Source organism: Sphingobacterium siyangense (genome assembly GCF_007830445.1).
In the GTDB taxonomy this organism is placed as follows: Bacteria; Bacteroidota; Bacteroidia; order Sphingobacteriales; family Sphingobacteriaceae; genus Sphingobacterium; species Sphingobacterium siyangense.
Genome location: NZ_VLKR01000011.1, coordinates 26428 through 40966, shown reverse-complemented (window position 1 = coordinate 40966; position 14539 = coordinate 26428). Strand labels below are relative to the sequence as shown.

Sequence of the window (14539 nt, the reverse complement as noted above, 5' to 3'; positions counted from 1 at the left end):
TAAATAATTTAATTTTTCCATCGGCCAGATGGAGCTTACCATGATTAAATTCATGGAAATCATTGAAAACAAAATCGTTAATTTAATCATGGACGGTTCATTGTTGTAAAATTGTAGATTACTTTTAGCATTCCATAACGACGCAGTACATCGTTGCTGGTCTGGATAAATGAAGTTCCATTTTGATAACGGTACACTCCATTATTTTTGTTTAAAATATCATTGACAAATACCTGTACCTCCAAGGACTTATCTTTCAATAATTTCTTGGAAACATAACCATTCATATTAATGATATTAATGGATTCAAGCGTTTTTGTAGCGGCCTGATAATTCTGGTTTGTCGACAGGGAAATTTTAAAGTCTTTTGGTAAATAATAGGTAATCTCCGAGAACGTCCTGAATTTAAAAGTCGTGCGATTTAACTCAGGTTGCAAATAGGAATTCATCTGCTCCACGCCAGGGCTCATGGAGATGTAAAAATCCATTTTATTTGCCTTGTACCGACTGAAGCCAAGGCTCGGCGCCACACTCCATGTTTGATTTCTATTGAGCTCAGGATCTTCGTTGTAAGTAGATAAATAGCTAAACTGGCTGTTATACTGCGCGTTCATACCCAAGTTCATTTTTAATCCCCATTTTTTCTTCAATACAAAACTGTATCCTCCACCGCCATACATACGCCAATTGTCTTTATCAATATTCACGTAGGAAATTTGCTGCGTACCTTTATCTAGATCATAGCGTACGCTATTGTTGATACTTTTCTTTCCTTGATCTGCACTGACATAAAAATAAATACTCTGGTCTTTTAACTGCTTGTAGTTGTTGAAATTAATTGAATAGGAGTTGTTAAAGCCCGCTTCCAGATCTGGATTGTCCAAATACTCGACGAGTGGCTGGGCATTTTGTTTCAACGGCTCTATTTGCGTCAACGATGGCTGGCTCGTGCGGCCGCTGTATCGGAAGCTCACATTTTTGCTTTTCGAGATTTTGTAGTTGACGGAAAGGACTGGAGCAACAGAAGTCTGGTTCCGCTGTAGTATTGTATTCAGGTTGTTATAGGTTCTCTTGACCTGCTCAAAATCAACCCGATTGCTCAAATTTACAGTTAATGTGTTGGACTTGTAGTTCAAGGAGGCGTTGACACCATTTTTTAAACTGTTAAAATCAAAATCGTTTAGCAGGTCTTGGTCCAATACCGTATATTTTCCTGTAACCGGATCTCTATCAAATGACTGATTGAGTGTTTCCGATTTATTTTGATTGAATGCATAACCTATTGCAGCAGTCAACCTTTTAGACAAAGGCTCCGAATAGGTTACTGAAGCACCATACGTATTGTTGGCCAACTTATCATTTTTATATTGATCGATCAAGGTTGTATCTCCGGAACTTTGGAAGAAATTTTCCGAAAAATACTGTGTCTTGTTACGATTTTGATCTGTATTCGCATTGACATTGAAAGTAATGGAGCGGCGGTCCTTTTTAAAACGACGTGTAAGCATCGCATTTACATTAAACTTATCCTGATCGTTATTTAAATCTGTCTTGGACGAAGTCCGTGTAATCAATGTGCCATCCAATTTACGCTGGTCTGCTTCGGAATTGGATAAATTGTCGCGGCTAGATTTGGTAAAGCCCATAGTGACAGTCAAGTCTGCGAGCGAATCAAGCTTATAGTCATACCTTAAATTCGCGATATTGGCCTGTGTTTCGGTTTCAGATGCTGTCACATTATTATCGACCTGCGCACGTTCAGGAAGATTGTTCTGCGCATTATAGGTACTTGTATTATTGACATTGATCTGATTCCGTTTGAAGTTGACATTGATCTTATGCTTATCATCTTTGGATTTGTCGGAATAACTTGCGCCCATGTTCACGGCCTTAGGCACGCCACCACCATAGTATTTACCATCCCATCCACCGTCGGAGCCATCACCACTAGAAGAAATCATAATGCCGCCGCCGTCCATCATCTGTACATTGCTGCTTCCGCCCACACCATATTTTTGGCTATCTTCAAATCCTAATCCGACCATTCCATCATTGGCGAGAATGCCATAAGCTGCAATTTTCTGCGATCCCTTAAACTTATTGAGCATGACTTTTCCGCCATAATATTTATCTGTACCAGCTCCCGCAACAGCTTGGCCGAACATTCCTTTTTTCTTATCTTCTTTGAGCTTAATATCAATTGTCTGCGTTCGTTCGCCATCATCTACTCCGGTACGTACAGCAAGATCTGATTTCTTCTCATACACTTGTACCTTGCTAACCATATCTGACCGAATATTCTTGGTAATCAGGGTTGGATCATCACCAAAAAACTCTTCCCCATCAAGCAATACCTTTTTGACTTCCTTGCCCTGAGCAATGATCTTGCCTGATCCATCCATCGTAATACCCGGCAAGACCTTCAATAGGTCCTCTACTTTAGCATCCTTCTCTACTTTAAAACTACCGGCATCGTATTCGATGGTGTCGCCTTTAATAACCACAGGAATTTTGCCATTCACCTGAACCTCCTCCAATAGTAGCGCTGCTTTGGATAGCTTTACAATACCAATATCTAGATCTTCGGCGGCCACATGGATATCTTTTACCAAGTCAGCATACTGCGGATAGGAAACCACCATTTTATAGGTACCTGTGTCGAGATTCGCAATTTGGAATGTTCCATTTTCTTTCGTCCGACCGAATTTAACCAAAATCGAATCTTTGGGGCTGAGCAGCGCGATTGAAGCTTGATGTAGTTTTGCAAGATCTTTGATATCTGCCACCGATCCCACAAGTTTATGTTGTGCATAGGACTTGGAACTCAGGACTGAAAATAAAAGAAACAAAACTAGGGAATAGGTTAGTTTCATAAATTTTCGTTTATATATTGTCGACGTAAATATATAAATGTTGCTACGGAAAATTCGTAAAATAATGTTAAATAATTATGTAATTAAAAAATGAAACTTACCTCGGTCAAATAAAACACGATAATTCACGCTATACCAATAACTTTACCGCATAAAAAAAGAGGCGTAACTTATTTGTTACGCCTCCAATCTAAATAGAAAAATATATTTTATTTCCTTTAATCTACATTTAGGTTCAATTCTTTTTCCTTATTGATTAAATGGGCAATACTTGTATCATTTAAAATCTGCAACATGGCATTTCTCACCTCGACAAAAGTATCGCGTATGCCACAGGCATGCTCTTGTGTACACTCTTCGCAGGAGCGGTAGAAGTTCAAGCTCACGCAGGGCAGCAAGGCTATGGGGCCATCAATCAGGCGCATCACCTGCGATAAAAAAACATCTTCGGGAGCCTTATTGAGGCTATAACCACCTCCAGCACCTTTTTTGCTATACAGAATTCCGGCATTTCGCATTTCAAGTAGAATTTGTTCCAAGAATTTTTTTGGAATATTCTCCTCCTGCGCAATCTTCACGATTTGCATCGGCTCATTACCGTAATTACGACCAAGCACCATCAGTGCCTTTATTGCATATTTTGTCTTTTTGGACAGCATAATTTGTTAACCCCCTGTTGAATTGCAAATTTACGTTTTTTATTCAATAGAATAAAACCTTCATGATTTCACGCATGCAGCAACAGTCTCCTTATTGCCCCAATACCGCCGTGATCGGTTTTCCGATGCTACCATTGGGCTCAGTGATGTGGAGTAGTGAAGAAATTGTCGGTGCAATATCCACAATATGTACCTCCGTATTAGATACACCCGGTTTAATTCCCCAACCCATAAATACCAAAGGAATATGGGAATCATAGCCAGACCAGGTACCATGTGTTGTCCCGGTCGAGCGCGGCGTGCCGTCATACCATTGTGGCTCACAAACGATCTGAATAGCACCACTACGTTTAAAGTTGTAACCGTTGATCATTTTTTCGCGAATAGGCGCCGGGATCATCAGACTTTCCCCTTTTTCCATATCAGCAACATACGCGACACCTTCGGTATGGCGAAGTTCACGAATGATGGTCTCTTTTATTTTATCACGATCCAAGTTCAACGAATCAATCAATTGATTATTTAAGTGCACCTGGTAGTTCATCATGCTTTTAACAAGCTTCTCTTGTCCAAATTTCTCTTTAAGGGTTTTGTTAAGTCCTGTGATAATCTGACGGGAATAGAAATAACCACCGTTTCCTTTCATATCCATAAAGAAACGAGAGTTATAAGAAGCGCCATGATCTGCTGTCAGGAAGAACGTGTAGTTACCCTTGCCCACGGTCTTATCGAGGTAGTTGAAGAAATCGGCAAGCTGTTTATCGAGCTGCAGATAGATATCTTCAATCTCCACTGCTGTCAATGAGTAACGGTGTCCAACGTAGTCTGTTGCAGAAAGGCTCACACAAAGGAAGTCGGTATTTTTAGTTGGGTTATTTCCCATCTGCTCATTTTTGATTGCTTCCATAGCCAGATCCAACGTAAACTGATTTCCCATTGGTGTGGTTTTGATCAGCTCATAGCCTTCGTCTTTCATTAGCTTAGAAGTTGCACGCGGCAAAGTCGGTTTTTCTTCACCTGGGTACTTACCTTCGTAGATGTTATCATCTGCAATACTATTGGCAGCATAGCTGCTGATATCATACATTGGTTTCCAGTCGCCTTTCAGGTATTTTTCGGCCAATTTTTTCTTGTTGAAGTCTACCACCCATTTTGGCAGTTTATCCATATAGAAATTAGAGGTGATCCAATCGCCTGATTTAGCTTCAAACCAATACGCTGCATCGGCAAAATGCCCTGCCGGTAGAATACCACCGCGGTCTTTGATCGCGATACCGATCACTTTGGATTTAAAGTTAGAAGCGAGCTTCAATTGGTCCGTTACGGTCGATGCAAGTAAATTACGTGGAGACTGCTGTCCCTCCTTGGCTGTAGTACCTACACCAACGACATTATCGTCCTGCGTACAGTACATATTTTTACCCGTCTGTTCTTCAATCCAGTCATTGCCCGCAATACCATGTATGGAAGGAACGGATCCTGTATAGACCGAACTGTGTCCAATAGCGGTGTATGTCGGAATATAATTAATCAATGTATTTTCACAGGAGAATCCTTCTTTCAAAAGTCGTTTGAAACCATCATTTCCATATCGATCTGCAAAACGATATAAATAATCCCAACGCATTTGATCCACCATCAGGCCGACAACCAATTTTGGTCTTTCCGGTTGTTGCGCCATGGACGAAAGCGCCGCTATTCCAAGGACGACACTTAAAAAAAATCTTTTAATCATAATCGTATTAAGTATTGAAATATTAGTTTTTTATTTACTGTATAGTATTCTATCAGACCTTAACAAAAGGAACAATAAACGGAACTTATTGGCAGCTCCGTTGTCCTGAGACAGATTACTTCACTTCGCTAAAGTAGGATTTAATCTTTTAAATGTGTCTTTAAAAATTGACCTGTATAAGAATCTTTACAATGAATAAGTTCTTCAGGAAGTCCCGCAAAGACGAGCTTTCCACCTTTATTACCGCCCTCAGGACCAATATCGATGACCCAATCTGCCGATTTGATCATATCCATATTATGCTCGATCACTAATATACTGTTCCCTAAGGCAATCAGTGCATCAAATGATTTCAATAGCTTTTTAATATCCTGAAAGTGTAAGCCTGTTGTTGGTTCATCAAAGATAAAAAGTGTCTTCTTGCTATTATTTCCCTTAATGAGGAAGGAGGCCAGTTTAATCCGCTGTGCTTCACCGCCAGACAATGTACTTGACGATTGCCCGAGCTTAACGTAGCCTAGTCCAACGTCCTGTAAAGGCTGCAATTTCGCTAATATTTTAGGCTGGTCTGCAAAGAATACGATCGCTTCATCAACACTCAGCTCGAGAACATCTGCTACCGACTTGTTCTTATAGTGTACATCAAGCACAAACTGTTTAAATCGCTTGCCCCCACAGGCCTCACATGGCAAAACGATATCGGCCATAAATTGCATTTCAATTTTAACTTCACCTTCACCCTGACAGACATCACAACGTCCACCTTCAACATTAAATGAAAATGCCGCAGGTTTCAGTCCAGCAGCTTTGGCTGCTGCCTGGTTGGCATATAAGGCCCTGATTTCATCCCAGGCTTTCACGTAAGTCACCGGGTTGGATCGCGAAGAACGACCGATCGGGTTTTGATCGACCATTTCAACTTGTTCTATATGGGTAATATCCCCCTCGATCGCATCATAGACCCCAGTCTGTTCACCAGAGTAATTGCCTATCGACTTCTGCAATGCTGGGTAAAGGATACGTTTGACCAAGGAGGTCTTACCTGACCCTGAAACACCTGTCACCACAGTAAACGTATTCAATGGAAATTGTACATCAATCCCTTTGAGGTTATTCTCATGCGCTCCTTTAATGGTCACACTATTGGACCATGAGCGGCGCTTTTGGGGTACCTCAATCTGGCTTTTACCACTGAGGTATTGCCCCGTAAGGCTCTTTGTATCTTTCAGAATCTGCTGATATGTCCCCGCGAAGACCATTTCGCCGCCATTGATCCCGGCTTCCGGTCCGATATCGATCAGGTAATCAGCCGCCTCCATCATCTCCTGCTCATGCTCGACCACCACAACCGTATTACCAACATCGCGCAGGGATTTCAGCACAGAAATCAGACGCTGTGTATCACGTGGATGAAGTCCAATACTTGGCTCGTCCAACACATAAATAGAACCTACGAGCGAACTCCCTAATGAAGTTGCCAGATTGATCCGCTGTGATTCCCCTCCAGAAAGGGTATTAGATAGCCGGTTCAAGGTCAGGTAACTTAATCCAACATCGCACAAAAATTGCAATCTATTATTAATTTCAGCAAGAAGTCTTTTGGCAATGACCAGTTCATTACCCACCAGCGGTAGGGTTTTAAAGAATTCCAAGGCTTCCTCAAGCGGCATCAAAACGATATCGGTGATAGACTTGCCCCCTACTTTCACATAAGTCGCATCTTTGCGTAAACGGGTACCGCGGCAATCCGGGCAATCTGTCTTCCCGCGGTAGCGCGATAACATCACCCGGTATTGAATTTTATAGGTCTGAGCTTCGAGCTCTTCAAAAAATTGAGTAAGACCTGCGAAATATTTATTTCCTGTCCACAGCAGCTCTTTCTGCGCCGCAGTCAGGTCCATGTAGGCACGATGTATTGGGAAATCAAATTTCAACGAACTTTTAACAAGCACTTGTAACCACTCGCCCATTTTCTCTCCTCGCCAAGGTGCAATTGCGCCATCGTAGACCGAGCGGCTTTTGTCTGGAATAACAAGATCAGGGTCAATACCAATGATCTTTCCATAGCCCTCACATCGACGACAGGCACCATAGGGGTTATTAAAACTGAAGAAATTTGGTGTAGGTTCTTCAAATGTTATTCCATCAAGTTCAAATTTATGGGAGAAATGATGTCTTTGACCATTTTCTTCCATATAGAGCTCACCCTTACCTTCGAAAAAACCTGTTTGGACAGAGTCAGAAAGTCGATTGACTGTATCATCGTCCTGTTCAACACGGACCCGGTCGACGACAATAAGCACTTCACCATCCTGAAGGTCTTTATTGGCGACGGCCTTATCATCGATAATAGCTTCGATTTTCTGCATGCTATCCCCAAAGACGACACGCACAAAACCTTTCTGTAACAGGAGCGACAGTTCTTCCTTAAGTTTACGTCCATGAGCAGGAATAAGTGGCGCGAGAAGTGTCACCGTTGTCCCCTCTTCCAAATTCAAGGCAAAATCCACCACTGAACTCACACTGTCTTTGGTCACCTCGCGACCAGATACAGGAGAAATTGTCTTGCCGATCCGGGCATACAACAATTTCAGATAATCATAGATCTCAGTGGATGTCCCCACCGTCGAACGGGGGTTGGACGTAATGACGCGTTGCTCAATGGCAATTGCAGGGGCGATACCTTTGATGTAATCCACCTCCGGTTTATTCATCCGTCCCATAAATTGTCTTGCGTACGAAGAAAGACTTTCGACATAACGTCGCTGTCCTTCGGCATAGAGCGTATCAAAAGCTAAGGAGGATTTTCCTGAGCCCGACATTCCAGTGATAACAACTAATTTATTTTTAGGGATATCAACGTCAATATTCTTTAAGTTATTAACTCTTGCGCCCTTTATCTGAATATATTCTTTTGGAGTGTGCTCCACCTGTTTACTCATAATAATCCTTATCTCACACAAAGTTACGTATTCTTGGCTGATTATATTCCTTTGAATTAAAAAGCTATTCGGTTTTCTGCCAGATGATACTTACTGTACCGGGGAGGAAAGAACAAAAAAACGTGATATCTCCCTGAGGCACTGCCAAGGGGAGGATTTAAATCATCAAAAAAAGCCCTCGAACAATGTTCGGGGGCTTTTTTATAGCGCGTTTCGCTATTGACTATTGGAATTTCTTTGCGTTAACTTTACGCTCGTTTTCAGTCAAATAGATTTTACGTAGACGCATTGATTGTGGTGTCACCTCAATATACTCGTCAGCTTGAATATACTCCATACATTCTTCCAAGGAGAATTTGATTGCCGGTGCAATGCGTGTGTTATCATCAGAACCAGAAGCACGCATATTTGTCAACTGTTTTCCTTTAGTAACATTGATCGTTAAATCATTATCACGGATGTGTTCACCTAAAATTTGTCCTTCGTATACATCCACACCTGGATCTACGAAGAAACGACCACGGTCTTGTAATTTATCAATGGAGTACGCAGTTGTTGAACCTGTATCCAAAGAGATCAATACACCTGCCAAACGACCAGGAATTGTACCTTTCCAAGGCTCGTAACCTTTCAAACGGTGTGCCATAACAGCTTCACCCGCTGTTGCTGTCAACACGTTGTTACGTAAACCGATAATACCACGAGAAGGGATAGAAAACTCAAGATGTTGCATATCTCCTCTAGCTTCCATAATCAACAACTCACCTTTACGTTGTGTAACCAACTCAATTACTTTTCCTGAGACATCAGAAGGTACATCAACAACAAGTTCTTCGATAGGTTCACATTTTTGACCATCGATTTCTTTGATGATAACTTGTGGCTGGCCTACTTGCAACTCATAACCCTCACGGCGCATTGTTTCGATCAATACGGACAAGTGAAGGATACCACGTCCGTATACCAACCAAGCATCTGGAGATTCAGTAGGAACGACGCGTAGTGCTAAATTTTTCTCCAACTCTTTTTGTAAGCGATCGTAAATGTTACGTGATGTTACCAATTTACCTTCTTTACCGAAGAAAGGAGAGTTATTGATGGTAAACAACATGTTCATTGTTGGTTCATCAATGCTGATAACTTCCAATTGCTCTGGATTTTCAAAATCTGCAATGGTATCACCGATATCGAAACCTTCGATACCTACTACGGCACAGATATCACCTGCATTTACTTCAGGCACTTTGATGCGGCCAAGGCCTTCAAATACCTGTAGTTCTTTTACACGTGATTTCACAACTTTTCCGTCGCGTTTCACCAAAGAAACAGGTTGGTTTTCTTTGATTGTACCACGAGCAACACGACCGATAGCGATACGTCCTACGAACGTCGAATAATCCAATGATGTTACCTGCATTTGCAAAGTACCTTCAGAGACTTCTGGTGCAGGGATATATTTGATGATGGCTTCCAACAAGTCGGTGAAGTCTTCAGTACGATTTTTCCAATCTGTAGACATCCATCCTTGTTTTGAAGAACCGTACAATACTGGGAAGTCCAATTGCTCTTCAGTAGCACCTAAGTTGAAGAATAGGTCAAAAACATGTTCGTATACTTCTTCAGGACGACAGTTTTCTTTATCGACTTTATTGACAACGACGATAGGTTTGATACCTAATCCCAAAGCTTTACCTGTAACGAAACGTGTTTGAGGCATTGGGCCTTCAAAAGCATCGACCAATAGTACTACACCATCGGCCATCTTCAATACACGCTCTACTTCACCACCGAAATCGGCGTGACCTGGGGTATCGATGATGTTGATTTTAACACCTTTATATGTCACTGATACGTTCTTAGATACAATAGTGATCCCGCGTTCACGCTCTAAATCATTATTGTCTAGGATTAATTCACCAGCATTTTCATTTTCTCTGAATTGATTGGTAAAATATAAAATTTTGTCTACAAGCGTAGTTTTACCGTGGTCGACGTGAGCGATGATCGCAATGTTTCTAATGTTTTGCATTGAGCAAGAATATTTTTATAAAATTTTAGGGTGCAAAGATAAACATTTTGCACCATAAAATTTATAACTATGTGTATTTTATTTAATTACACCTAATTCTTTACCTACTTTGGTAAAGGCGGCGATTGCTTTATCCAGGTGAGCAACTTCGTGTCCTGCCGAAATCTGCACACGGATACGGGCTTTTCCCTGAGGTACAACGGGATAGTAAAAACCGATCACATAAATTCCCTCGTCCAACATCTTGGCTGCGAACTCCTGCGCTAATTTCGCGTCATACAGCATCACAGGCACGATTGGATGGAAACCTGGCTTGATATCAAATCCAGCAGCCGTCATTTTTTCACGGAAGTAGATCGTATTGGATTCCAGTTTATCACGCAATGCAGTTGTCTCACTCAGCATGTCCAAGACCGCAACAGAAGCTCCTGCAATTGCGGGGGCTAGGGTGTTCGAAAATAAATAAGGACGTGAACGCTGACGTAACAAATCGATGATCTCTTTTTTACCAGAAGTAAAACCACCGGAAGCACCACCTAGCGCCTTACCCAACGTACCTGTAATGATATCTACACGATCAATTACATTGAAAAGCTCGTGCGTACCACGTCCAGTTGCACCGATAAATCCTGTACAATGCGATTCATCGATCATCACGAGCGCCTGGTATTTATCGGCTAGATCACAGATCTGGTCCAATGGAGCTACAGATCCATCCATCGAAAACGCTCCATCTGTAACAATGATTTTATGTCGAGCACCGGATGCAGCCTGCAATTGCGCTTCCAAATCAGCCATATCCGCATTTTTATAACGGAAGCGTTGTGCTTTACACAAACGAACACCGTCTATGATAGAAGCATGATTTAATTCGTCTGAAATGATGGCATCTTCGGCACCAAATAATGGCTCAAACACCCCACCGTTAGCGTCGAATGCCGCTGCATATAAAATAGTATCTTCTGTTCCGAGGAACGTAGAAATTTTTGCTTCTAACTCTTTATGCACATCTTGGGTACCACAGATAAAACGTACGGAAGACATTCCATAACCGTGTGTATCAATCGCTTTCTTAGCAGCTTCGATTACTTTTGGGTGCGAAGACAGACCCAAATAATTGTTCGCACAAAAATTGACAACTTCTTGTCCTGTACTCACTTTGATGTCTGCTCCTTGGGGAGTAACGATCACTCGCTCTTGTTTATACAATCCCGCTTCTTTGATTGCTTCCAATTCCTTTTCTAAAACTGGTTGTAATGTATTGTACATAATTCGATTTTATTTTTTTATACAATATTACAGTTTTTTCATTGGAATAAGTTGCTTTACCTTTCGAGACAAGGGCTATTCACGGAGAATTCACCCCAAATCAATGATTTGGTAACATTAAACCGATTGCATAAAATTCCTTTTTTCAATCGATCTACTTTTCCTTTTGCTTTGATAGCGACCAACAGGGAGACAACCGCGAGACATCTTCGGGCTGCAAGCAGGGTGCATGTAAAAATAGAGCGATAGGGGGGTCAATGTGAATTACTCGTAACGAAGCGCATCGACTGGATCCAGTTTAGATGCTTTTGAGGCCGGGTAATAGCCCGATAGCATACCGACGAGTCCACATACCGCGAAACCCAAAATAATCGCTCCCCAAGGTATAATAAAAGATGTGCCGAGCTGCAGCGCCAGAATATTACCAATCAAGATACCAATAAAGATCCCGGCGACACCTCCAATCATACAGATCACAATGGCTTCCATCAGAAATTGTTTACGTATAACACTCGGTGTTGCACCGATTGCCTTACGAATACCGATCTCTCGCGTACGTTCTGTGACCGAAACTAACATGATGTTCATCAATCCGATTGAAGCTCCCACAAGGGTTATAAAAGCGATCACCACTGCACCCAAAGTAACCATGGCCATATTTTGCATCAGCATCTGGGCAACCGCATCGGATTTGGTGATTTCGAAATCATTGGACTGCCGTGATGCCAATCCGCGAATATTTCGAAATACGATTGTAGCTTCGCCGATTGCGGCTTCCAATCGCATGGGGTCATTGGAAGAAACAGTGATCACATAGGAAGGCTCGGTACCCTGCATCACTGCCCTGGCCTTGATCAGGGGAATAAAGCAGGCTCTGTCCCCGCCCATCCCGGCAGAGGAACCTTTACTTTTTAAGACTCCTATCACCAAATAGCGGATATTGTTAACCGTAATAAACTGTCCTATGGGATCAATAATTTCGTTGAATAGCATTTTACTCACTTCACTACCGATGATGATCACGCCACTACCTGTTTCAACCTCCCGCGTAGAAAAATTACGGCCTTCGCTAACAACATACCCTGATGTCTGCAGATAATTTTCATCTGTCCCGATCAGGCCGATATTGGGGTTTGTCTTTTTGGATTGATATTTTGCGGTCGTATTCCAACTCACATTGGCACTGATTGATGTCAACGCATTAAAGTGAAAATCCTGTCTGAATCTTGCAGATTGTGCATAGGTAATATTAGCAAAGACTTTTGAGCGAGTCCCTTCATTACCGATCCGGACATTTAATCCCCGGTTGCGTATGTTGAAGGAATTTGATCCCATGGATGAAAAGGAATCTGTTAGCGAGTTTTTCATAGCATCGATCGAGGTCAATACTCCTATTAATGCCATCATCCCTATGGCAATGATCAGTGCTGTTAAAAATGTCCGCAGCTTATTCCCTACAATGGACTGTAGTGCAAGCTTGACATTTTCAACATAAGACATTTTTACGGCCATAGAGCTGGTATTTATAATTTGTAGGGATGAAAATACTGTAATTCCAGCACAAAACCAAAAAGGCAATTTACTTCCAAGAAATAAATTGCCTTTTGGATGGAATCTGCCCTATCCATGCAAGCGGATTATGTTGATTTTGTGGCCATTTTCTGTCTTAATTAATTCTTTTCCATGTCTCGGTGCGTCCAAGCAAGCTCACACCCACATAACCTCTGATATCAAGCTTATCTCCTTTTAAGGTCATCTTGCAGCTATACGTTTTGCCCGACTTCGGATCGTAGATCTTGCCGTCAACATAGGTATTGCCATCTTTATTAAAATTGGTCAAGATTTCGAGTCCTTGCACATTTCTGCCCTGCAATGCTTTATCTGGGTTTTTTATATCTTTCTTCGGCTGACCGGCTTCATTATTTGGAAATTTCAGCCAATAGAGCTTACCAAAAAACTTATCGCCTTTCTTGTAAATTTCAACACGGCCTTCGCCGCTTGGGTTTTCCCACTTTCCGATGATGGGATCTGTTTGCGCAAATAATGCGACTGTAGTCAGCAGCATTATGAATGACATCATAATTTTCTTCATGGGTCTATTATTTTATGAACTTAATTCTTTCAATTTTCCCTGCTATTGGTGATCCGACCGCTTGTTTAAATGACTATCACCTGTTTAAATGACTTAAGTACGTCTTTCAATTCTTTTCCACCATCGGCAACCGTCATACATGACACGCATAATCGTTGATGACCATACGGCTATAGCATGCATAGCTTCTGAATAAATATACAAAATATTTACTATGCTTGCATATATTTTTTATTACAGTATTGCTATTTATCAAACAGCCCCCGCTTACTAATACCAGTTAACGGTCCATCCATCCATCCATCCATCCATCCATCCATCCATCCATCCATCCATCCATCCATCCATCCATCCATCCCAAAGATTTAAATGCGATAATCTAAACAAAGTTTGGCATCGGGTTTGTACGACAATTATTATATTATTACTTTATTTACTCTTTATAAATTAGCACATATTATGAAATTTATTATTAGTCTTTTACTTACTGGTCTGGTAGTCGCAATTGCTTGCTGGGTTGTTCCTGGTGCTGAAGTTGCTGGTTTCGGTTGGGCTATCGTTACGGGACTTGTCATTGGATTTGTCAACGCGACTGTGGGATCGATTTTAAGGTTATTTACGTTCCCATTGAATTGGCTTACCCTTGGTCTGGTTTCCTTTATTATTACCGTATTAATGGTCTTGTTGACCGATTCACTACTTGGATCCAAATTTGATGTACATGGATTTTGGACCGCAGCGCTGTTTGCCATTGTCGTTGCCATATTGGAAATGATTATTGGCAGTACTTCGAAAGATTAAAAATACATTCAATAAAATAGCAGGCGTCCGCATCAATACATGTGGACGCCTTTTCATTGCTCAACGATTGTCCCCCTTCCTTGCTGACATCAGCTTCCCTTACGGACAGCATCTGTCGTTTGAAAAACAGCTTGTTTGC

General features: G+C 41.6%; 9 protein-coding genes. 1 reads left to right on the top strand and 8 read right to left on the bottom strand.

Translation table 11 applies throughout. The features are described from left to right. Nucleotides 1-86: 86 nt before the first annotated feature. The 8 genes from IQ31_RS11420 to IQ31_RS11385 form a co-directional block, all read right to left on the bottom strand. Nucleotides 87-2873 carry an outer membrane beta-barrel protein gene (locus IQ31_RS11420; RefSeq protein WP_145328048.1) on the bottom strand — a complete coding sequence of 929 codons (2787 nt, stop codon included), beginning with the start codon at nucleotides 2871-2873 and terminating at the stop codon, nucleotides 87-89. Nucleotides 2874-3091: 218 nt separating this feature from the next. Further along, nucleotides 3092-3532 (bottom strand): RrF2 family transcriptional regulator, encoded by a 441-nt coding sequence (locus IQ31_RS11415; RefSeq protein WP_046673766.1) that lies wholly within the window; start codon nucleotides 3530-3532, stop codon nucleotides 3092-3094. A gap of 91 nt (nucleotides 3533-3623) precedes the next feature. Beyond that, nucleotides 3624-5267: an alkaline phosphatase PafA gene (gene pafA, locus IQ31_RS11410; protein ID WP_088159806.1), complete on the bottom strand. Its 1644-nt coding sequence runs from the start codon at nucleotides 5265-5267 to the stop codon at nucleotides 3624-3626. Nucleotides 5268-5407: 140 nt separating this feature from the next. Further along, nucleotides 5408-8209 (bottom strand): excinuclease ABC subunit UvrA, encoded by a 2802-nt coding sequence (gene uvrA / locus IQ31_RS11405; RefSeq protein ID WP_070565864.1) that lies wholly within the window; start codon nucleotides 8207-8209, stop codon nucleotides 5408-5410. Nucleotides 8210-8432: 223 nt separating this feature from the next. Continuing rightward, nucleotides 8433-10238: a translational GTPase TypA gene (typA, locus tag IQ31_RS11400; RefSeq protein ID WP_088159804.1), complete on the bottom strand. Its 1806-nt coding sequence runs from the start codon at nucleotides 10236-10238 to the stop codon at nucleotides 8433-8435. A 78-nt stretch (nucleotides 10239-10316) separates the two neighbouring features. Further along, a complete protein-coding gene (gene kbl / locus IQ31_RS11395; RefSeq protein ID WP_075990514.1) occupies nucleotides 10317-11507 on the bottom strand; it encodes a glycine C-acetyltransferase in 1191 nt (396 codons plus the stop codon). A gap of 264 nt (nucleotides 11508-11771) precedes the next feature. Continuing rightward, complete coding sequence (locus IQ31_RS11390) at nucleotides 11772-13019, bottom strand: ABC transporter permease (protein ID WP_088159803.1); 1248 nt, start codon at nucleotides 13017-13019, stop codon at nucleotides 11772-11774. Nucleotides 13020-13173: 154 nt separating this feature from the next. Beyond that, on the bottom strand, nucleotides 13174-13599 hold the full coding sequence (locus tag IQ31_RS11385) for a DUF2147 domain-containing protein (protein ID WP_145328047.1): 426 nt from the start codon (nucleotides 13597-13599) through the stop codon (nucleotides 13174-13176). Nucleotides 13600-14058: 459 nt separating this feature from the next. Between IQ31_RS11385 and IQ31_RS11380 the strand changes: the two genes are divergently transcribed. Continuing rightward, nucleotides 14059-14400, top strand: a complete 342-nt coding sequence (locus tag IQ31_RS11380; RefSeq protein WP_088159802.1) for a phage holin family protein — start codon at nucleotides 14059-14061, stop codon at nucleotides 14398-14400. Nucleotides 14401-14539: the final 139 nt, after the last annotated feature.

Excerpts from the sequence above, each read along its gene's own strand:
- IQ31_RS11420 (WP_145328048.1), bottom strand. The coding sequence starts at position 2,873 with ATGAAACTAACCTATTCCCTAGTTTTGTTTCTTTTATTTTCAGTCCTG.
- IQ31_RS11415 (WP_046673766.1), bottom strand. The coding sequence starts at position 3,532 with ATGCTGTCCAAAAAGACAAAATATGCAATAAAGGCACTGATGGTGCTT.
- pafA (WP_088159806.1), bottom strand. The coding sequence starts at position 5,267 with ATGATTAAAAGATTTTTTTTAAGTGTCGTCCTTGGAATAGCGGCGCTT.
- uvrA (WP_070565864.1), bottom strand. The coding sequence starts at position 8,209 with ATGAGTAAACAGGTGGAGCACACTCCAAAAGAATATATTCAGATAAAG.
- typA (WP_088159804.1), bottom strand. The coding sequence starts at position 10,238 with ATGCAAAACATTAGAAACATTGCGATCATCGCTCACGTCGACCACGGT.
- kbl (WP_075990514.1), bottom strand. The coding sequence starts at position 11,507 with ATGTACAATACATTACAACCAGTTTTAGAAAAGGAATTGGAAGCAATC.
- IQ31_RS11390 (WP_088159803.1), bottom strand. The coding sequence starts at position 13,019 with ATGGCCGTAAAAATGTCTTATGTTGAAAATGTCAAGCTTGCACTACAG.
- IQ31_RS11385 (WP_145328047.1), bottom strand. The coding sequence starts at position 13,599 with ATGAAGAAAATTATGATGTCATTCATAATGCTGCTGACTACAGTCGCA.
- IQ31_RS11380 (WP_088159802.1), top strand. The coding sequence starts at position 14,059 with ATGAAATTTATTATTAGTCTTTTACTTACTGGTCTGGTAGTCGCAATT.